Origin of the sequence: Flagellimonas amoyensis, assembly GCF_003058265.1 — a bacterium.
GTDB lineage: Bacteria > Bacteroidota > Bacteroidia > Flavobacteriales > Flavobacteriaceae > Flagellimonas > Flagellimonas amoyensis.
In genome coordinates this window covers 130,318-148,769 of sequence record NZ_QBUK01000009.1, presented here as the reverse complement: position 1 = coordinate 148,769, position 18,452 = coordinate 130,318, and the positions used below count along the sequence as shown (strand labels likewise).

The following is an 18,452-nucleotide window of genomic DNA, read 5'->3' as shown; positions in this document are numbered from 1 at the left end:
TCCGCTTGCGTAGTACCAATCAGTCGTGGAACCTTTAAATCTTAAAGGTTATCACTGGGGTTTTGGAATGATTGGCAATGTCTTCGCCTATACTTCCCATAAAAAAATGGGAGAGTCCCCTTCTACCATGGGTCGGAATGCCGATGAGGTCGGCAGGTATTTTTTCGCTATAGTTGAGCACACCTTTTTCCACGGTATAATCGTTGTGGATATCGACACCGAGACCCAATTTGGCATCGTTCAGGAACTTGGAGATCTTGCTATAGGCATCATCGGTGCTCAAGAATTCATCCCCGGGGGTGTTGATGTACACCAAATGGAACTCTGCATTGAGGAGGTCTGCCATTTCTTTGGCCTTTTTGAGGGCAGGAATGCTCTCTTCCTCAAAATCGCAGGCAAAAACGAAGTTCTTGGCCTTGAAATCCTCTACTTCTCCTTTGATGACCAACACGGGCACATCCGAAGTGCGGACCACACGCTCCGTGTTGGAGCCGATAAAGATCTCTTGCAGGCCATCGGCACCGTGGGACCCCATCACTATCAGGTCTGCCCCATGTTTTTTGGCCACTTCGTTCACTTCGCTGAACACTTTGTAGTGTTTGATCACAGGTGTGATCTTGAGATTTTTCAAGTAGGGTTTCTCCAAGAATTCGGTGAATCTTTTTTCCCCGATCTTGATGAGGTGCACCACCTGCTCTTGGGAAATATATCCCGATTCGGCCATTATTGCAGGGGAAAGTTCCAACATGTGGAGCACCAATAGTTCGGCATTGTGCTGCTTGGCTAGGGAAGCGGCAACTTTGAGGGCCTTTTCGGATTGGTCCGAAAAATCGACGGGTACGATTATACTTTTCATTTTTTGCTTTTTTTAGGTTAAACGGTCATGGAAAATATCCGGGTATCTGGTTGTTTTCGTTGTAATTTCAGGTCGAATGCCATACTGATGTTCCTGATGAAAGGTCTTCCTTTTTCGGTCACTTTGATGTGGTCTTTTCCCAATTCTACCAAACCATCGGCTTGCAGTTCAGACAGGTTGCCGAGAATGGAGCCAAAATCGACCATTTTCTCTTCATCAGGTCCCCATTGGGTGTTGAACTGGCACATGATGTTCAGAATGTGCTGCCTCAAAATTTGGTCTTCGGTATTCAGGATGTGTCCTTTAAAGATAGGTATAACCCCATGCGAAACCAAATCGGCATACTCTTCGATGCTTTTTACATTTTGGGCAAAACCATACCAACTGTCGCTGATGCTGGAAACCCCTAGGCCGATCATCAGTTTGGTCTTGGAAGAGGTGTATCCCATAAAATTTCGGTGCAAGGTGCCATTTATGTAAGCTTTGTACAGGTCATCGGTCGGAAGGGCAAAGTGGTCCATCCCCACATCCTTGTACCCAAATTGGGACAGCATTCTCTTGCCCATTTCATATTGGGCCCTTTTTTCCACAGAGGAGGGCAGGTCGGTCTCCTTATAGCCCCTTTGTCCGTTCCCTTTGATCCAAGGCACATGGGCATAACTGTAAAAGGCGATCCTATCGGGCTTGAGGGCATTGGTCTTCATGATGGTTTCCTCCACATTGGCACAATCCTGAAAAGGCAGGCCATAAATGATATCGTGCCCGACCGAGGTATAACCGATCTGTCTTGCCCATTCGGTCACATTTTTCACATTTTCAAAAGGCTGTATCCGGTTTATGGCACGTTGTACGGTCAGGTTATAGTCCTGCACGCCAAAGCAGACCCTTCTGAACCCTACATCATAAAGGGCCTGGAGGTGCGCTTTGGTCGTATTATTGGGATGTCCTTCAAAACTGAACTCGATATCCTCGGCTTTTTTGCCAAGTCTAAGGATGCCATTTACCAGCATCTGTAGGTGTTCCGGGGTGAAGAAGGTTGGGGTGCCCCCTCCCAAATGCAATTCTTTTATCAGAGGCCTGGAACCCAGTATATCGCAGTAGAGTTCCCATTCCTTCAATACATTTTGGATGTAGGGAAGCTCCAGTTCGTGTCTTTTGGTGATGCGCTTGTGGCAACCACAAAAGGTGCACAAACTCTCGCAAAATGGGAGGTGTATGTAAATGCTGATCCCTTCATCGGAACTTTCTTGGAAAGCCCTAAGGATGCTGGACCTCCATTGTTTTTCCGAAAAGCTGTCCAAGTCCCAATAAGGTACAGTGGGGTAACTGGTGTATCTGGGGCCGGGGACATTGTATTTTTGAACTAAATGGCACATAGCTGCATTTTGTTATAGTATGGGGTCAAAAGTAGTTTTGGGGAATAGCATAAAACATGATAAATGTCATGAACCCCCAAGGACATTCCATGAAGTGGCCGTCCGACCAAGTTGGACGGCCATTTTCATTACTCTTGCATGACAAAATTGATAGGGATACTATATCTTACGCTGACTGCTCTGCCCCGTTGTTGTCCTGGTTTCACTTTGGGCAATAGGGACATGATGCGGACGGCCTCTTTTTCCAGTAACCTGTCGGGTCCCCTTTTTTCAATATTGCTTACCCTTCCTTGGGAATCAATGACGAACTGTACATAGACCCTTCCGGTGATGTTCATTTCCAGGGCATCTGTGGGGTATTGGAAGTTGTCCCTGATGTGTTCCTGGACTTTTTGGTTGAAACAATTCTTCCGCTCTGCTTGGGTTTCATAGATTTCACAGCCAGGAAATAGGGGCACATTTTCAATGATGGCAAAAGGCACCACGACTTCCTCTTCCACTTCCTCCACAGCCACATCCTCTATCTTGACTATGGCATCCTCAATATAAGTGTCTTGGCTACTTTCTGTGCTTTCGATGATGGTCTCCTCCACATCTTCCACATCCTCCACAATCTCGATTACGTCAGGCGCGGCAGGTGGGGGTGGAGGGGGTGTGGTACGGATGGCCTCGGTCATGGGGACATCTTCCTTGAGTTCGTCCACCAATTGGACCACCTCTATGGATTTGGATTCTTGTTCGTAGAATTTTACTTCAAGGGACTGCCATGTCACTAACAATACCGAAGTAAGGCCTATCATGAAATAAAGACTGCTGTTGCGTCCTATTTCGGCATTTGGGTTCTTTTTTGGTTTCATGACTTTTGCGATTTAACTATGTTAAAGATAGCCTCGTCACGAATCAAAAAATATGATAAAGGTCAGGTTTCCAATCGGTTGTTCGGTACTTTATCTGCCCAGATCATTCTTGTGGTTTTCCCAGATCAGTGCCGCAGCACCACAAATGGCGGCCGTTTTGTCCTCCATGCTGGAAAGGAGCAATTTTACCTTGCCCTTGTACACATCCAGTAGAAATCCATTGAAATATTTCTCCAAAGGGGTCATGATCCATTTGCCACTATTGGTGAGCCCGCCCATGAGGATAAAGGCTTCGGGTTGGGTAAAGGCAGTGAAATTGGCCAATGCCTGGGCCATGATCCTTGCCGTATAGTCAAAGGCTTTTAGGGCGATTTCATCACCTTCCTCGGCTGCCCGGGTAATATCTTCCCCGTGTAGGTCGTTGTAGGCCACATCCCTGAACCGGCTATCCACCAAGTATTTGCTCTGCATAAAAGTGACGGTGCGTTTCAGTCCAGTGGCGGATACATAGGCTTCCAATCCGCCCCTGACGCCGAGCCCTGTCAACCGGCCATCGCCCATGGTCATGTCAACATGCCCCAATTCGCCCGCAAAACCGTCATAACCATCGATGAGACGACCATTGGCCACAATACCTGCGCCAAAACCGGTGCCCAAGGTGATGACGATGAAGTCGGTCATGCTCTTGGCCTCGCCAAAGAGCATTTCCCCCAGTGCCGCGGCACTGGCATCATTCATGATCCGGATGGGCATGTCCATCCGCTGTTTCAGTTTTTCCACCAGGGGCACACTGCCCTTCCAGATGAGGTTGCTGGCATTCTCAATGGTGCCGTTCTTGCTCGATGCATTTGGTGCCCCGATTCCACATCCGAGGACGTTGACGGGCTTTCCAAAATTGCCGATGATTTCATCCGAAGTGGTCTTTATTTTGTTGAGATATTCTTCCAAATTGGGAAAATCCTGGGTCCTGAAGAAGGTTTTTTCGTGGCAGACACCGTTTTCATCCACCAATCCTATCTTGGTCTTGGTCCCACCTATGTCCACTCCGATCACTATGTCCGTCATTTGTTGGTCTTGTTGTAATTTAAAGAGTCTTAAATATAAACATTATGGAACCAAAAAATGGCTTTCCATATTTTTAAAAGGGGAGAATTTTCACTAATATCACAGAAAGATTGGAAACCTGACGGCTGTCATGTCATAGCTCAAGTTGGGAATCTACTTTTGAAATAGAATCTTTCATATACATTTAAATAGATCAGGTATGGGCAGTTTGGAAAAAATATTGGTTCCTTTTGATTTTTCAGAGGCATCGTTGAACGCCTTGGAGTATGTGGCCAACTTTGTGGGAACGGAACGTTCTATCGAAATTTTGGCACTTTATGTGAGTACCATGCAAATCGATAGTGCCGACGAACAAAAATTAGATCGGGATTTCGATAAGGTATTGGAATCCATAAGCGTGCGGCTGAAAAAGGCGCCAAAATTCAAAACGGTCACGGGGAATGTCACTGCCACCATTTTATCCACCCAACAAAACAGTGGTGCGGATTTGATCATGATGGGCACTATGGGTGATAAGGTGACGGATGAAGCCATTACCAATACGTCCAAACTGGTCTTGGATGCCAATTGTCCCGTAATCTCCATTCCCTACGGATGTCCCATCAAGGAACCCAAGAACATTGCCTTGGTCATAGGTGGGGAGACCATCGATGACAGGGAAGTTTTGAAGACACTCTTGGAAATTGCAAGGACCTTCGATTCCAAAGTCCATGTGTTGACCATATATAAGGAATCCGTGTACGACGAAGAAGTGGTCGGGGACAAGACGGACAACCTTTTGGAATACTATTTGGAGCACTTCTATGCGGAGCACACCTTTAGCAAAAACCAAGATGTGGAAGAGGGTATTTTGGAGTATATCGAAGAGAAGGACATCGATATGTTGGCCATTTTGCCAAGAAACCATGCCGAGCGAAGCACTGCTTCTGAGGGACGGTTGACAAAACTCTTGACCCTGCATTCCGAAATTCCCGTATTGGCCTTGGATTGATGTCAAGGTAGGAACATTAGTAATCGACAATCATTGTGAACGATAAGGAAAAGTTCAAGATAGAAAGCCTCGGGGAACCTAGGTTCAAATCCCCATTGCAGCTCAGTACGGTCAAGGGGGACCGTATTTTCAATTTCATCGGGGAATCGGAAAGACTGGTTTTTGACCCTTCCCTGGAACACTACAGCCATTGCTTTACTACAGGGGACAGTCCCCTGTGTATGGAAAAAGCGGGACCAAGGCAGGATATTTTTTTCGAACCCGAAAAGGTCACCGCGGCCATTGTGACCTGTGGTGGTCTCTGCCCAGGTATCAATAACGTGATCAGGGGTCTGGTCATGGCGCTCCATTATTTCTATGGGGTGAAAAAAATCATCGGGATACCCTATGGGTATGAAGGGCTCAATCCTACTGCTGGACATGGATTTGTGGAACTTACACCGGATAAGGTAAAGGATATCCATCAGTTTGGGGGAACCTTTCTTGGCTCCTCACGAGGTGCCCAAGAGGTGTCACTGATGGTGGACGCTTTGGAGGAAAACCATGTCGATATGCTCTTCGCCATAGGCGGCGACGGAACGCTCAAGGGCGTGAATGCCATCGGCGGTGAAATTGCCAAGAGAAATGCGAAGATCAGTGTGGTCGGGATCCCCAAGACCATAGATAACGATATTGACCTGATTGACGAATCCTTTGGATACGGGACCGCTTTTGATGTGGCCAGTTCCATTTTGAAGGATGCACACAACGAGGCAACGGGGGCCTATAACGGGATTTCCATCATAAAATTGATGGGCCGCGACAGCGGTTTCATAGCGGCCTCCGCAACATTGGCAATGCCTGTGGTGAACTTTGTGCTGGTGCCCGAAATGGATTTTGAACTGGAAGGGGAAAATGGTTTCCTCGCAGCACTGGAAGAACGCCTCCAACAGAAAAAACACGCTGTGATCGTTGTGGCCGAAGGGGCAGGGCAGCATTTGTTCGAGAACAAGAAAGGCATCAAAGATGCTTCGGGCAATGTGAAGCATGAAGATATCGGGGTTTTCCTAAAGGAAAAAATCGCAGCACACTTCAAGGATGTCCCAATATCGATAAAATATATCGACCCTAGCTATATTGTAAGGTGTGCGCCCGCCAACTCAAGCGATAGTGTGTATTGCAGTAGATTGGCCTACCATGCCGTGCATGCCGCCATGGCCGGAAAGACCAGATTGGTGTCCTGCAAGGTGAACAACAACTACGTCTACATCCCTATATCAGAAGTGACCAAGCAGCGAAAAAAGATAGACCTAGAGGGGGAATTTTGGTTCTCCGTGCTGCAAAGTACAGGGCAGCCGTTCTTTATGTGATAGGGGAAACAATCGGGAACTGATGGTTGTCATATATTGTTTTCCTTTTAGGGCATAGCTTTGAAACAAATCAAATACAATTACCATGGAAATACATGTTCAATATCAGAAAATGAAGACCAGTGAATCGTTGACAGAACTGTTGAACAAAAAACTGGAAGGACTGGAGAAAAAATATAGTTGGTTGATCAAGGCCAATGTGCTCTTCAAAATGGAGAACGATAAATCCGGTGAGGGCAAGGTCTGTGAAATCGAACTCAGTGCCCCGGGCCCTAGGATTTTTGCCAAATCCAGTACGGACGATTTTGAAAAGTCCATGGCCGAGACCGTGGAAGAACTCCGAAGGCAACTTGAAAAAAGACAAGCTACCTTTGCTTCCCATTAAGGGAAAATAAGATCTTTGCTGCGCACGACCGTTAAACCTATACCAATGAAACCAAAATTTCTGGCCTTAAGTCTATTGTTCCTCACGGGGTGTTCCTCCACAAAACTGGTAGGAACGTGGAAAAACCCGGATATCGTTCTCTTCGATGCCAGTCAAGTACTTGTCGTGGGGATGGCCCAGGACGACAAGGTGCGAATGGAATTTGAGACCCGTTTTGTGGAAGAATTGAAAAAACAGGGTGTGGATGGTGTGCGCAGCATTGATGTTTTTGATGTGGAATTCACTTCTTCAGAAAGATCGGAGGAGGAGCTGGCCAAAGTGGAAGAGCAATTGTTGGACAAGGATTTTGATGCCATTTTGTTCACCAAGGTAGTGGGCACGGAAAATAGAAAGACCTTAAAGGAACGGATGAACAATATCGACAAGATGTTCGTTCGTTTCAGCAACGACTATTTGGAGCACCAAGAAATCTACTATGATGCTTCATACTACGACAGTTACAACACATACCATCTGGAAACCTCGCTCTACTGCATTTGCATCGGAAAGGAAAGGGAGCTCATCTGGAGGGGGAATGTGGATGTCACCGAACCTGTCAACATCGAAAAGACCATGGACACTTACATCAAATTGATCACCAAGGCCATGGGGGAACAAGAGGTGATTTTCTAGGAAAAACCGATGGCGTCCATCACCCCAAGGAAGTCCAGTAGGATACAAACGGGGATTGCGATCAGGATAACGATCAGCACAAAGACCATGATCCGCAGGAAACCGACCATGAGTCTGTTTCCAAAAGAAATTTCTTCAGCCATAATAGTGTAATTTCATTCAATATACGGAATTATCCGCTCAATGACCATAACACCTTGTGCCATATTCGATTAACGGAAGGTTTCAGGCTATGTCATGCAGAAGTGCTATTTTTTTGACTTTTTGCCGCTCAGCAATTTGCCCAATTCTTCTAGGCTTATTTCCTTCGTCTCTGGCATCATAAAGGCGACCCAGAGCAGTTGCAGTACCATCATAAAAGCAAAGAAGATGAAAATAGGCCACGGGTTGTCCTTGTAGATACCGATTTTCGCATCCAAGAAGGTGGGAGTGAGCAGGGTGATGAGTGCGGCAAACACCCAATGGGTGCCCGTTCCCCAAGATTGCCCGTAGGAACGCACCTTGTTCGGGAAAATCTCCGAAATGAATACCCAGATGACCGCTCCTTGTCCAATGGCATGGGAAGCGATGAAGACCAGGATGAAGATCAACAGGAGCACCGAACTTGCACTGGAATAGAAGCACCAACCCACCATGGCCAAACTCAATATATAGCCAATGGAACCGATGTACATCAATTGTTTTCGGCCCAGTTTGTCGATAAGGGCAATGCCCACAAAGGTGAAGATCAAGTTGATCACTCCAATGGAAATGGAACTGAAAAGGGATTCTCCTGAGGCCAGCCCGGCCCGTTCCAAGATCTCGGGAGCGTAGTACAGCACAAAATTGATTCCGGAAAGCTGGTTGAAAAAAGCGATCAGAAAGGCCAAGGCCAAGGGTTTGTTGTATTTGCCCGAAAATAGGTTTTCCTTGTGCTTTTCGGCAGTTTCGTAGAGTGAGAGCTTGATTTCCGAAAGGTGGAGCGAGGCTTTCTCCTTTTCGATGCCGAGAAGTGTTATGGATTGGATCACCACGGCATCGTCCCTATCTTTCAAAAGGAGCCAACGAGGGCTGTTCGGAATTTTAAGGACCATAAAGGTATAGATCAAAGCGGGAAGACCTTCAATGCCCAACATCCACCGCCAGGCCACACCTTCCTCAAAAAACATCCCAATGAGGTAGTTGGAAATGAATGCGACCAGTATCCCAAAAACAATGTTGAACTGGTACATGGCCGTCAACCGCCCCCGGGTGTTGGCAGTCGATATTTCGGAAATATAGACCGGGGCTGCCACAGAGGATGCCCCTACACCGATTCCCCCAATGAACCTGAAAAAGGAAAAGCTATAGGCTTCCGGGGCGAGTGCAGAACCCACGGCCGAGATAAAATACAACACCCCGATCCAGAACAAGGTTTTTTTGCGCCCTAATCGGTCGGTAGGGATACCCCCAAAAAGGGATCCCAAAACGGTGCCCCAAAGGGCCATGGACATGATGAAGATGCCGTGAAAGGTGAAAATGGAGTCGCCCAAGAACCAATTGGTGCCCCATAGTTCCTTGATGGGTTGGTTGGCCCCTGAAATGACCACGGTATCAAATCCAAACAAAAAGCCAGCGAGAGCTGCTGTCAGTGAAATCCTGAAAATACGTTTGTCCATGCCATGCGAATTTGGTTAAAGCTAACCAAATTTCACCAATGATAGGTGGTTCAAAATCAAATCGGTGGCACCGACATTGGTTTGGATGTATTCGGAGTTGATCTTGCCTGTTTTTTCAAGGGAGATGGGGTCGGTCAAAAAAGTATCCATCAAGGTATCAAAACCTATTTGGTCCGAAATGGGGAGCACCCCGCCTTTCTCCACAAGATCCTTGGCTTCCTTGAACTTTTGGTAATCAGGCCCTATGATGACGGGAACACCATATACTGCAGGTTCCAGTGTATTGTGCAGTCCCGTGGCAAAACCACCGCCCACATAGGCCACATCGGCATAGCTATAGACCTTGGTCAAAAGACCGATGGTATCCACAATGAGCACATTGAAATCTGAAAGATTTTTTTCATCCATCTGGCTGAACCGCACCGTTTTTCTTTGCAGTCCTTCCTCGATTTTCTGGACATGGGCAGGTTTGATTTCATGTGGGGCAAAAACAAACTTTGTTTCCCCATCAGCGGAACGGTTGATGTACCGTATCAAAATTTCCTCGTCCTCGGGCCATGTACTGCCCGCTACCAGACAGAATCGACCATCTTTGAAACGCTCCATGAAATCCAACCGGTTGTCCTGCATCAGGATTTTGGAAACCCTATCAAAACGGGTATCCCCACTGATGGTGACATTGGAAAAACCGATGGATTCCAACAATTCCTTCGAATTTGAATCTTGGACAAAAAAGTGGGCGAACGTTCTTAGGCTTTTCCGCATAAAACCTCCGAAAACTTTGAAATAAATCTGTCTTTTGGAGAATAGGGCCGATACCAAAAAGGTAGGGACGTTTCGTTTTTTCAGTTCCGAAAGATAGTTGGGCCAGATTTCATATTTCACAAAAATGGCAAGTTCAGGATTGGCCTTTTCCAGAAAACGCTTGGCATTGGATAGGGTGTCCATGGGCAGATAGACCACCACATCGGCTGCCGTCGTGTTCTTTTTCACCTCATATCCCGAAGGCGAAAAGAAGGTGAGCAAGATCTGGTGTTCGGGATAGTTCTGCCTCAATCCCTCCAAAATGGGAAGCCCCTGTTCATATTCTCCCAATGAGGCCACGTGCATCCAGATGGTTTTTTTGCTTCGTGAAAGTTTTTCATCAAGCAGGGGGAAAGTATTTTTTCTTCCTGAGACAAATAAATCGATCTTGGGCCGGAACAATGCAATCACTTTTAGGGTAAACCAGGCCAAGGATATCAGAATGTTATAGAAAAAACGCAAGGGCATCATTTTTTGCTAAAATACATTCTTTCGGGAAGAGGGCATTATGGCATCTGAATTTCTTAATTTTGGAGCATAATCTATTTGGATGAAAAAGATACAGATGGTTGACCTAAAAGGTCAATATGAGGACATCAAAAAAGAAGTGAATGATTCCATCGCCGAGATCTTGGATTCTTCGGCGTTCATCAACGGGCCACATGTGCACGCCTTCCAGAAGGAATTGGAAGCATATTTGGGCGTAAAGCATGTGATTCCCTGTGCCAATGGCACCGATGCCCTTCAAATTTGCATGATGGGTTTGGGCTTGCAGCCAGGTGATGAGGTGATCACTGCGGATTTTACCTTCGCGGCCACCGTGGAAGTGATTGCACTCCTGAACTTGGTGCCTGTTCTGGTGGATGTGGAACCGGATACCTTCAACATAGACATCAAGGCCATTGAAAAGGCAATAACGCCCAAGACGAAGGCCATTGTACCCGTGCACCTGTTCGGGCAGTGCGCCAATATGGATGCGATCATGGAGTTGGCGGAAAAGCACGATCTATACGTTATCGAGGACAATGCACAGGCCATTGGGGCCACGTATTTGTCCAAGAACGGAAAAAAACAGCAGGCGGGGACCATGGGGCATGTGGCATCCACATCCTTCTTCCCTTCCAAAAACTTGGGATGCTATGGGGATGGCGGGGCCATTTTCACCAATGATGATGATTTGGCGCATATCATTCGCGGTATGGTCAATCATGGGATGTACAAAAGATACTATCACGATGTGGTCGGGGTCAACTCCCGTTTGGACTCCATTCAGGCTGCGGTGCTGCGTGCAAAGCTTCCGAAATTGGATTCGTATAACCAGAAACGTGCAGAATCGGCAGCCAAATATTCCAAGGCCTTTGAAGGACAGGAGCATATTGTGGTGCCAAAGATTGCCGGGGACAGCCATGTGTTCCATCAGTATACCTTGAAAATAACAAATGGCAAGAGGGATGCGTTGGCGCAGCACTTGAACGATAACAATGTGCCTTGTGGGGTTTATTATCCAGTGCCCCTGCACCGCCAAAAGGCCTATCTGGACAGTAGGTACAAAGAGGCCGATTTCCCGGTCACCAATCAATTGGTGGAAGAGGTGATCTCGTTGCCCATGCACACCGAACTCGACGATGAACAGATCCAGTTCATCACAAAATTGGTCATTGATTTCGTAAACAAATAAGCATGAAAATAGTGGTAACAGGGGGACTGGGCTATATTGGTTCCCATACGGTGGTGGAATTGCAAAATGAGGGCTTTGAGGTTGTCATCATCGATAACCTTTCCAATTCTTCCGTCGATGTTTTGGATGGAATTGTGGGGATAACCGGAAAGCGCCCCATTTTTGAGGAGTTCGACCTCAGGGACAAGACCAAGGTCCAGGATTTTTTTGCCAGACATTCGGATGTTGATGGCGTTATTCATTTTGCGGCTTCAAAAGCCGTAGGGGAGAGCGTGGAAAAACCGTTGCTGTATTACGAGAACAATTTGGGAGTGCTGGTCTATATCCTTCAGGAATTGGAGAAAAAGAAAGGGGCCAGCTTCATCTTCAGCTCATCCTGTACGGTCTACGGCCAGGCCGATCAACTTCCCATCACTGAGGCCGCTCCTGTAAAACCAGCGGAATCACCTTATGGAAACACCAAACAAGTGGGGGAAGAGATCATTCGGGATACCTGTAAAGTAACACCGGACCTCAAGGCCATAGCCCTGCGATACTTTAACCCGATCGGCGCCCACCCATCGGTCAAAATAGGGGAACTGCCGCTTGGCGTTCCGCAAAACTTGGTACCTTTCATTACCCAAACCGGGATTGGAAAAAGGGAGCAGTTATCGGTATTCGGGGACGACTACCCTACCGAAGATGGAACCTGCATCAGGGACTACATCCATGTGGTGGACCTTGCAAAGGCACACGTAAAGGCGCTACAGCGTCTTCTTCAAAACGAGAACAGCAGCAACTATGAAGTGTTCAATCTGGGTACGGGCAAAGGAAGTTCTGTCTTGGAGGTGATCCATAGCTTTGAGCGGGTCTCGGAGAAAAAGCTCAACTACAAAATAGTCCCTCGAAGAGAAGGGGATGTCATTCAGGCCTATGCGGACACCCAAAAGGCCAACAAGGTGCTGGGATGGAAGTCCAAATCCACCTTGGATGAATCCCTGAAATCTGCTTGGGACTGGGAACAAAAGGTGAAATCCCGAACAGCCAAATCCTAAAAAGGAGGTTTGGACGTAGATAAGGTATGCTGTCCAATTTTAACAATAGCCTGGAGCTGCTGGAGGTCATCCAAAAAGAACAACTGTATAAAGAGTTGCTCGCCCAATTGAAAAAGGATTTCGATCTGGCCAATGTCCCGATCAAGATTTCCATGGATGTGACCCCGTCAGAACTGAAGAGTCTGCTCCATGAAAAAATCTATTTCCTGATCGTGGAACGCTTCCATGATTACCTGAACCTGTTGTATGTTGTGGATATTTCCGAAAAGGAGGTGAAGAAGATAGCCCCGTCCGATGCGGTGGACATATCGGCAGAGGTATCCTTTCTTTTATTGAAAAGGGAATGGCAAAAGGTTTGGTACAAGTCCAAATACAGCTCCTGACCTTTGGTCAGACCTTGACATAGATTTTCTTCTTGTCCATAAAATAGCCCACGACCCAACAGGTAAGCATGATCCATAGGGCGAACAGAAAAGAGCCTACATACCCGCCCAACCATGAAATGAATGCATTGTCGGCAATCCAACGGTAAAGCGTGGATCCATTCATTTCTATGGAAAATAGGCTGATCACGAACAATTCCGATAACAGATAAATGAAAAGAGTGTTCTTGCCAAAGACCTCAAAAAAGTAGCTCCAACCCGTCATTTTTTTCATGTCGAGGAAATAGATCAGGATGGCAATGGCAAACAGGTCAATGCCACACGTGAGGAGCACAAAGGAGCTTGTCCATAATTTTTTGTTGATGGGAAGCAATAGGTCCCAGGCCAAACCGGCAAACACAAGGGCAAAACCGACCATCATCAGTTTGGAGACGGTCTCAAAATTTTGACCGCTCTTTTGAATGAACTTCCCGGCAAGGAAACCAATGATCACGTTCACGATGGCCGGTAAAGTGCTGAGCAATCCTTCAGGATCAAAAGCGATGCCTTCCCCATGGTACATGTGCTTTGGACCGATCAGCCATTCATCCAATTTGAGGACCGCATTCCCGGTAAGGGTAAGATCGCCAAAACCGATCAAGATCAAATGGTAGGCCACCAAGAAGGCCAAACTTAGCCAAATGGCCGTTCGGGTCTTCACAAAGTGAAGGATGATGGAAGCGAACATATAGCATAGTGCGATGCGCTGCAAAACCCCAAAAATACGGGTCTCGGAAAGCGGTTTCAGTTGGCCGTCATCAAAAAACGGAAACCAGTACATCAAAAATCCGAGCAGGAAGATCAAGGCGGTGCGCTTCAGTATTTTTTTGAAAAAAGCCGCATTGCCCATGGCCTCATACTTTTTGATGCTGAAGCTCATCGAATTTCCCACCACAAAAAGAAATGTGGGGAAAACAAGGTCGGTCAGCGTAAACCCGTTCCAATCGGCATGGAGCAAGGGTGAAAAAGTAGTGGAGCCGTTCCCTGGGGAGTTGACGATGATCATCAGTGCAACATCGAGTCCTCTGAACACATCCAGGGAGAGGTATCGGTTTTTCAATTCGGTCATGGTTGGTCGGGTTTTTTAGAGCTGTCCAAGTTATATTTTTTTTAATACGGCTGCCAGATTTGGAGTAAATATTTCATAATTGTTGCTTTCCTGTGGGTTCTGTAACAGAGTTGTGATTTTTGGGGAATTATTTGGTTAAAACCCATTTATATGAACCCTAAAACCCGTATTTTTGGGAAAATTTTCCATAAAGTTTTGGAGAAATAGGAAGAATGGACAAATATTCATTTTTAAATGCAGCGCACACCTCTTTTTTTGCGGAGCTGTACGACAAATACCTAACGAGTCCCGATAGCATTGAGCCCAGTTGGAGGGCTTTTTTTCAAGGTTTTGACTTTGGACTGGAAAGCTCGTTGGAAGATTTGGGGATAGAACCCGAAAAAAACGGAATGGTTGTCCTGTCCAACGGGAAACAGGTGGAAATGCCCGAGACCCTTCAAAAGGAGTTCCAGGTCATCCGTTTGATCGATGGTTACCGATCGAGGGGGCACCTGTTCACGAAGACCAATCCGGTCAGGGACAGAAGAAAATACGAACCCACCTTGGACATTGTCAACTTTGGGTTGTCGCAAGATGACTTGGAGACTGTTTTCGATGCTGGAAAGATATTGGGCATCGGGCCGGCTTCCCTCAAAGAGATCGTTCGCCATTTGGAGAGCATTTACTGCGATTCCATCGGTGTGGAATATATGTACATCCGTACCCCAGAGCGCATCCAATGGATTCAGGATTGGCTCAATGTCAATGACAACCACCCTAATTTTACGCCGGACGAGAAGAAGAACATCCTCCGAAAACTGAACGAAGCGGTTTCCTTTGAGAGCTTTTTGCACACCAAATATGTGGGCCAGAAGCGTTTTTCATTGGAAGGGAACGAGTCCTTGATCCCGGCTTTGGACGTGATCATCGAAAAGGCCGCCGATCAAGGGGTGAAACAATTTGTGATGGGGATGGCCCACAGGGGGCGCTTGAACGTGCTGACCAATATCTTTGGAAAATCGCCAAAGGATATTTTCAGTGAGTTCGATGGAAAGGATTACGAAGAGACCATCTTTGATGGGGACGTAAAATACCACTTGGGATGGACCTCCATGCGCGAGACCGATTCAGGAAAAATGGTCAATATGAACATCGCCCCGAACCCTTCGCACTTGGAGACCGTGAACTCCATAGTGGAGGGTATTGCCCGTGCAAAACAAGATCATGACCATAAGGATAACAACTCCGAAGTGCTTCCCATATTGGTGCACGGAGATGCTGCATTTGCAGGTCAGGGAGTTGTTTACGAAGTCATACAAATGGCCCGCTTGGACGGATATGCCACAGGCGGTACCATACACATTGTGGTGAACAACCAAATTGGGTTTACCACCAACTACTTGGATGCAAGGTCGTCCACGTACTGTACCGATGTGGGTAAGGTCACCCTTTCCCCTGTACTCCATGTGAATGCGGATGATGCCGAGGCGGTGGTACATGCCGCTACCTTTGCGTTGGAGTATCGGATGAGGTACAAGCGGGATATTTTCCTCGACCTGTTGGGTTACCGTAAATACGGTCACAACGAAGGGGACGAGCCCAAGTTTACCCAGCCCTTGCTGTACAAGGCCATATCCAAGCACGATAACCCAAGGGATATCTATGCGGCAAAGTTGTTGGCCGAAGGAATCATCGACAAGGATTATGTAAGCAATCTTGAAGAGGAATACAAAAGGATCTTGGAAGAAGACCTTATCGATTCCAGAAAGATAGAAAAGACCAGGATCACCCCGTTCATGCAAGATGAGTGGGAAGGGTTTGAGCAAGTGACCGAAGAGATGATGCTTGCCCCCATGGACACCACATACAACATTAAGAAGTTGGATGCGATTGCCAAGAGCATCACGGAACTTCCAAAGGGCAAAAAGTTCCTAAGGAAATTGGAGCGTTTGGTGGAGGCCCGCCAAACCATGTACTTTGAGGACAACAAGCTCGATTGGGCCATGGGCGAACTTTTGGCCTACGGTTCATTGATTGAGGAAGGCTATGATGTGCGCATGTCCGGACAGGATGTGGAGCGTGGTACGTTCTCCCACAGGCACGCCGTCATCAAAACGGAGATGCATGAAGAGGAAGTGGTGTTGCTCAACGAACTGGGTGAAAACCAGAACGGCGAGTTTCATATCTACAACTCATTGCTTTCCGAATATGCCGTAATGGGCTTTGATTATGGCTATGCCATGGCAAGTCCCAAGACCCTGACCATCTGGGAGGCCCAATTTGGGGATTTCAGTAATGGGGCACAGATCATTATCGACCAATACCTATCGGCAGCGGAAGATAAATGGAAATTGCAGAACGGTTTGGTGCTGTTGCTGCCCCACGGTTATGAAGGCCAGGGTGCGGAACACTCTTCGGCACGTATGGAACGTTACCTTCAGCTTTGTGCCAAGGATAATATGTACGTTGCGGATGTGACCACACCGGCCAACCTGTTCCATCTGTTGAGACGACAAATGAAAGCCGGTTTTAGGAAACCATTGGTGGTCTTTACGCCAAAAAGCTTGTTGAGGCACCCCAAAGTGGTCTCCACAAAAGAAGAAATGGCGCAAGGAAGTTTCCAAATGGTTATTGATGATGCCGAAGCGAATGTATCCAAAGTAAAAACCTTGGTGTTCTGTACCGGTAAGTTCTACTACGATCTTTTGGAGAAAAAAGAGGAGTTGGACAGGGACGATGTGGCTTTGGTGCGAGTGGAACAATTGTTCCCACTGCCAGCGGACGAGATGCGGGACATCATCAAGAAATACAAAAATGCGGACGATATTGTTTGGGCCCAGGAAGAACCAAGGAACATGGGCGCTTGGGGCCACATGTTGATGCATATGGACGAGGCCAAACAATTCAGGGTGGCATCCCGAAGATTTTACGGAGCTCCCGCTGCAGGAAGCGCGGTGCGTTCCAAGAGGCGTCATGCCCAAGTGTTGGAGTATGTCTTCGACAAGAGTAAGGACAATATGTTAATTCGATAAAACAAGTATAAACTACAATAGGAATGGTTTTAGAAATGAAAGTTCCCTCACCTGGGGAATCCATTACAGAGGTTGAAATCGCCGAATGGTTGGTTGCCGATGGTGACTATGTGGAGAAGGATCAGGCCATAGCCGAGGTGGACTCGGACAAGGCAACATTGGAGCTTCCTGCGGAGGAAAGCGGAATCATTACCCTTAAAGCAGAGGTAGGGGATGCCGTGGCCGTTGGCGAAGTGGTATGTCTCATCGACACCAGTGCCAAGAAGCCAGAAGGCGATGCGCCAAAGGCCGAGAAAAAAGAGGAGCCCAAAAAGGAAGAGCCCAAAGAGGAACCCAAAAAAGCTGAGCCTAAGAAAGAGACGTATGCATCTGGTACACCCTCTCCGGCCGCCAAAAAGATATTGGATGAAAAAGGAATAGAGGCTTCATCCGTTTCCGGATCTGGAAGGGATGGACGCATCACCAAGGAAGATGCTGCCAAGGCAGTGCCTTCCATGGGCACGCCAACTGGTGGTAACCGTGGTGAGACCCGTTCCAAATTGTCCATGCTCCGCAGAAAAGTGGCCGAACGTTTGGTGGCCGCCAAAAATGAGACCGCCATGCTGACCACTTTCAATGAAGTGGATATGTCGTCCATTTTTAAATTGCGCGATCAGTACAAAGAAGAGTTCAAGAACAAGCATGGAGTAGGGTTAGGGTTTATGTCCTTCTTCACCAAAGCGGTGATCAGGGCGTTGCAGATGTATCCTGCCGTAAATTCCATGATCGATGGCAAGGAAATGATCTCGTATGATTTCTGCGATATCAGTATTGCCGTATCAGGTCCCAAAGGCTTGATGGTGCCCGTAATCCGAAATGCGGAGAACCTTACGTTCAGAGGTGTTGAGGCCGAGGTAAAACGATTGGCCCTTCGTGCCAGGGAAGGAGAGATCACCGTGGATGAAATGACCGGAGGTACCTTTACCATCACCAATGGTGGGGTGTTCGGTTCCATGTTGAGCACGCCGATCATCAACCCACCACAAAGTGGCATCTTGGGCATGCACAACATTGTGGAGCGCGCCATCGTAAGGGATGGGGCCATTGCCATTGCCCCTGTGATGTACGTAGCTCTTTCATACGATCACCGAATCATTGACGGAAAGGAATCCGTTGGTTTCTTGGTGGCCGTGAAGGAAGCTTTGGAAAGTCCAGAGGAATTGTTGATGGACGGAAACGTGAAAAAAGCGTTGGAGCTATAATTATA

Annotated in this window: 17 protein-coding genes; 9 read left to right on the top strand and 8 right to left on the bottom strand. The window is 47.2% G+C overall.

Features of this window, described 5'->3' with window-relative positions; translation table 11 throughout:
• Positions 1-34 precede the first annotated feature (34 nt).
• The 4 genes from DB398_RS13520 to DB398_RS13505 form a co-directional block, all read right to left on the bottom strand.
• The gene (locus DB398_RS13520) at positions 35-856 is read right to left on the bottom strand and encodes a universal stress protein (RefSeq protein ID WP_108424980.1); all 822 of its coding nucleotides are present in this window, start codon (positions 854-856) and stop codon (positions 35-37) included.
• A gap of 17 nt (positions 857-873) precedes the next feature.
• On the bottom strand, positions 874-2,232 hold the full coding sequence (gene hemN / locus DB398_RS13515) for an oxygen-independent coproporphyrinogen III oxidase (RefSeq protein WP_108424979.1): 1,359 nt from the start codon (positions 2,230-2,232) through the stop codon (positions 874-876).
• A gap of 128 nt (positions 2,233-2,360) precedes the next feature.
• Entirely contained in the window at positions 2,361-3,089 is a 729-nt protein-coding gene (locus DB398_RS13510) for an energy transducer TonB (protein WP_108424978.1), read from the bottom strand.
• 90 nt (positions 3,090-3,179) lie between these two features.
• The gene (locus DB398_RS13505) at positions 3,180-4,154 is read right to left on the bottom strand and encodes an ROK family protein (protein ID WP_108424977.1); all 975 of its coding nucleotides are present in this window, start codon (positions 4,152-4,154) and stop codon (positions 3,180-3,182) included.
• Between the two features lie 199 nt (positions 4,155-4,353).
• Between DB398_RS13505 and DB398_RS13500 the strand changes: the two genes are divergently transcribed.
• The 4 genes from DB398_RS13500 (at position 4,354) to DB398_RS13485 (ending at position 7,551) form a co-directional block, all read left to right on the top strand.
• Positions 4,354-5,145, top strand: a complete 792-nt coding sequence (locus DB398_RS13500; RefSeq protein WP_108424976.1) for a universal stress protein — start codon at positions 4,354-4,356, stop codon at positions 5,143-5,145.
• Positions 5,146-5,180: 35 nt separating this feature from the next.
• Positions 5,181-6,494, top strand: coding sequence for an ATP-dependent 6-phosphofructokinase (locus DB398_RS13495; RefSeq protein WP_108424975.1), 1,314 nt, complete (start codon positions 5,181-5,183; stop codon positions 6,492-6,494).
• A gap of 85 nt (positions 6,495-6,579) precedes the next feature.
• Entirely contained in the window at positions 6,580-6,879 is a 300-nt protein-coding gene (locus DB398_RS13490; protein WP_108424974.1) for an HPF/RaiA family ribosome-associated protein, read from the top strand.
• A 45-nt stretch (positions 6,880-6,924) separates the two neighbouring features.
• Positions 6,925-7,551 (top strand): hypothetical protein, encoded by a 627-nt coding sequence (locus DB398_RS13485; RefSeq protein WP_108424973.1) that lies wholly within the window; start codon positions 6,925-6,927, stop codon positions 7,549-7,551.
• Here DB398_RS13485 and DB398_RS18370 read toward each other — a convergent pair.
• From DB398_RS18370 to DB398_RS13475, 3 genes are all read right to left on the bottom strand, one after another.
• Positions 7,548-7,694, bottom strand: coding sequence for a hypothetical protein (locus tag DB398_RS18370; protein WP_159076438.1), 147 nt, complete (start codon positions 7,692-7,694; stop codon positions 7,548-7,550). The genes DB398_RS13485 and DB398_RS18370 overlap by 4 nt on opposite strands.
• A 105-nt stretch (positions 7,695-7,799) precedes the next feature.
• Positions 7,800-9,188, bottom strand: a complete 1,389-nt coding sequence (locus DB398_RS13480; protein ID WP_108424972.1) for a sugar porter family MFS transporter — start codon at positions 9,186-9,188, stop codon at positions 7,800-7,802.
• A gap of 21 nt (positions 9,189-9,209) precedes the next feature.
• Positions 9,210-10,460, bottom strand: coding sequence for a 3-deoxy-D-manno-octulosonic acid transferase (locus tag DB398_RS13475; protein ID WP_108425066.1), 1,251 nt, complete (start codon positions 10,458-10,460; stop codon positions 9,210-9,212).
• An 82-nt stretch (positions 10,461-10,542) separates the two neighbouring features.
• On the opposite strand from DB398_RS13475, the gene DB398_RS13470 reads away from it, so the two are divergent.
• The 3 genes from DB398_RS13470 to DB398_RS13460 are packed head-to-tail and all read left to right on the top strand — an operon-like array spanning position 10,543 to position 13,087.
• Positions 10,543-11,670 carry a DegT/DnrJ/EryC1/StrS family aminotransferase gene (locus DB398_RS13470; RefSeq protein ID WP_108424971.1) on the top strand — a complete coding sequence of 376 codons (1,128 nt, stop codon included), beginning with the start codon at positions 10,543-10,545 and terminating at the stop codon, positions 11,668-11,670.
• A 2-nt stretch (positions 11,671-11,672) separates the two neighbouring features.
• The gene (gene galE / locus DB398_RS13465; protein ID WP_108424970.1) at positions 11,673-12,704 is read left to right on the top strand and encodes a UDP-glucose 4-epimerase GalE; all 1,032 of its coding nucleotides are present in this window, start codon (positions 11,673-11,675) and stop codon (positions 12,702-12,704) included.
• 26 nt (positions 12,705-12,730) lie between these two features.
• Positions 12,731-13,087 carry a hypothetical protein gene (locus tag DB398_RS13460; protein WP_108424969.1) on the top strand — a complete coding sequence of 119 codons (357 nt, stop codon included), beginning with the start codon at positions 12,731-12,733 and terminating at the stop codon, positions 13,085-13,087.
• A gap of 7 nt (positions 13,088-13,094) precedes the next feature.
• Here the strand turns inward: DB398_RS13460 and DB398_RS13455 are convergent, their stop codons facing one another.
• Entirely contained in the window at positions 13,095-14,195 is a 1,101-nt protein-coding gene (locus tag DB398_RS13455; protein ID WP_108424968.1) for an acyltransferase family protein, read from the bottom strand.
• 212 nt (positions 14,196-14,407) lie between these two features.
• On the opposite strand from DB398_RS13455, the gene DB398_RS13450 reads away from it, so the two are divergent.
• Both DB398_RS13450 and odhB read left to right on the top strand, forming a co-directional pair.
• On the top strand, positions 14,408-17,206 hold the full coding sequence (locus tag DB398_RS13450) for a 2-oxoglutarate dehydrogenase E1 component (protein WP_108424967.1): 2,799 nt from the start codon (positions 14,408-14,410) through the stop codon (positions 17,204-17,206).
• A 23-nt stretch (positions 17,207-17,229) separates the two neighbouring features.
• Entirely contained in the window at positions 17,230-18,447 is a 1,218-nt protein-coding gene (odhB, locus tag DB398_RS13445; protein WP_108424966.1) for a 2-oxoglutarate dehydrogenase complex dihydrolipoyllysine-residue succinyltransferase, read from the top strand.
• Positions 18,448-18,452: the final 5 nt, after the last annotated feature.

Excerpts from the sequence above, each read along its gene's own strand:
- galE (WP_108424970.1), top strand. The coding sequence starts at position 11,673 with ATGAAAATAGTGGTAACAGGGGGACTGGGCTATATTGGTTCCCATACG.
- DB398_RS18370 (WP_159076438.1), bottom strand. The coding sequence starts at position 7,694 with ATGGCTGAAGAAATTTCTTTTGGAAACAGACTCATGGTCGGTTTCCTG.
- DB398_RS13520 (WP_108424980.1), bottom strand. The coding sequence starts at position 856 with ATGAAAAGTATAATCGTACCCGTCGATTTTTCGGACCAATCCGAAAAG.
- DB398_RS13480 (WP_108424972.1), bottom strand. The coding sequence starts at position 9,188 with ATGGACAAACGTATTTTCAGGATTTCACTGACAGCAGCTCTCGCTGGC.
- DB398_RS13500 (WP_108424976.1), top strand. The coding sequence starts at position 4,354 with ATGGGCAGTTTGGAAAAAATATTGGTTCCTTTTGATTTTTCAGAGGCA.
- DB398_RS13490 (WP_108424974.1), top strand. The coding sequence starts at position 6,580 with ATGGAAATACATGTTCAATATCAGAAAATGAAGACCAGTGAATCGTTG.
- DB398_RS13475 (WP_108425066.1), bottom strand. The coding sequence starts at position 10,460 with ATGCCCTTGCGTTTTTTCTATAACATTCTGATATCCTTGGCCTGGTTT.
- DB398_RS13485 (WP_108424973.1), top strand. The coding sequence starts at position 6,925 with ATGAAACCAAAATTTCTGGCCTTAAGTCTATTGTTCCTCACGGGGTGT.
- DB398_RS13450 (WP_108424967.1), top strand. The coding sequence starts at position 14,408 with ATGGACAAATATTCATTTTTAAATGCAGCGCACACCTCTTTTTTTGCG.
- odhB (WP_108424966.1), top strand. The coding sequence starts at position 17,230 with ATGGTTTTAGAAATGAAAGTTCCCTCACCTGGGGAATCCATTACAGAG.
- hemN (WP_108424979.1), bottom strand. The coding sequence starts at position 2,232 with ATGTGCCATTTAGTTCAAAAATACAATGTCCCCGGCCCCAGATACACC.
- DB398_RS13455 (WP_108424968.1), bottom strand. The coding sequence starts at position 14,195 with ATGACCGAATTGAAAAACCGATACCTCTCCCTGGATGTGTTCAGAGGA.
- DB398_RS13510 (WP_108424978.1), bottom strand. The coding sequence starts at position 3,089 with ATGAAACCAAAAAAGAACCCAAATGCCGAAATAGGACGCAACAGCAGT.
- DB398_RS13470 (WP_108424971.1), top strand. The coding sequence starts at position 10,543 with ATGAAAAAGATACAGATGGTTGACCTAAAAGGTCAATATGAGGACATC.
- DB398_RS13460 (WP_108424969.1), top strand. The coding sequence starts at position 12,731 with ATGCTGTCCAATTTTAACAATAGCCTGGAGCTGCTGGAGGTCATCCAA.
- DB398_RS13505 (WP_108424977.1), bottom strand. The coding sequence starts at position 4,154 with ATGACGGACATAGTGATCGGAGTGGACATAGGTGGGACCAAGACCAAG.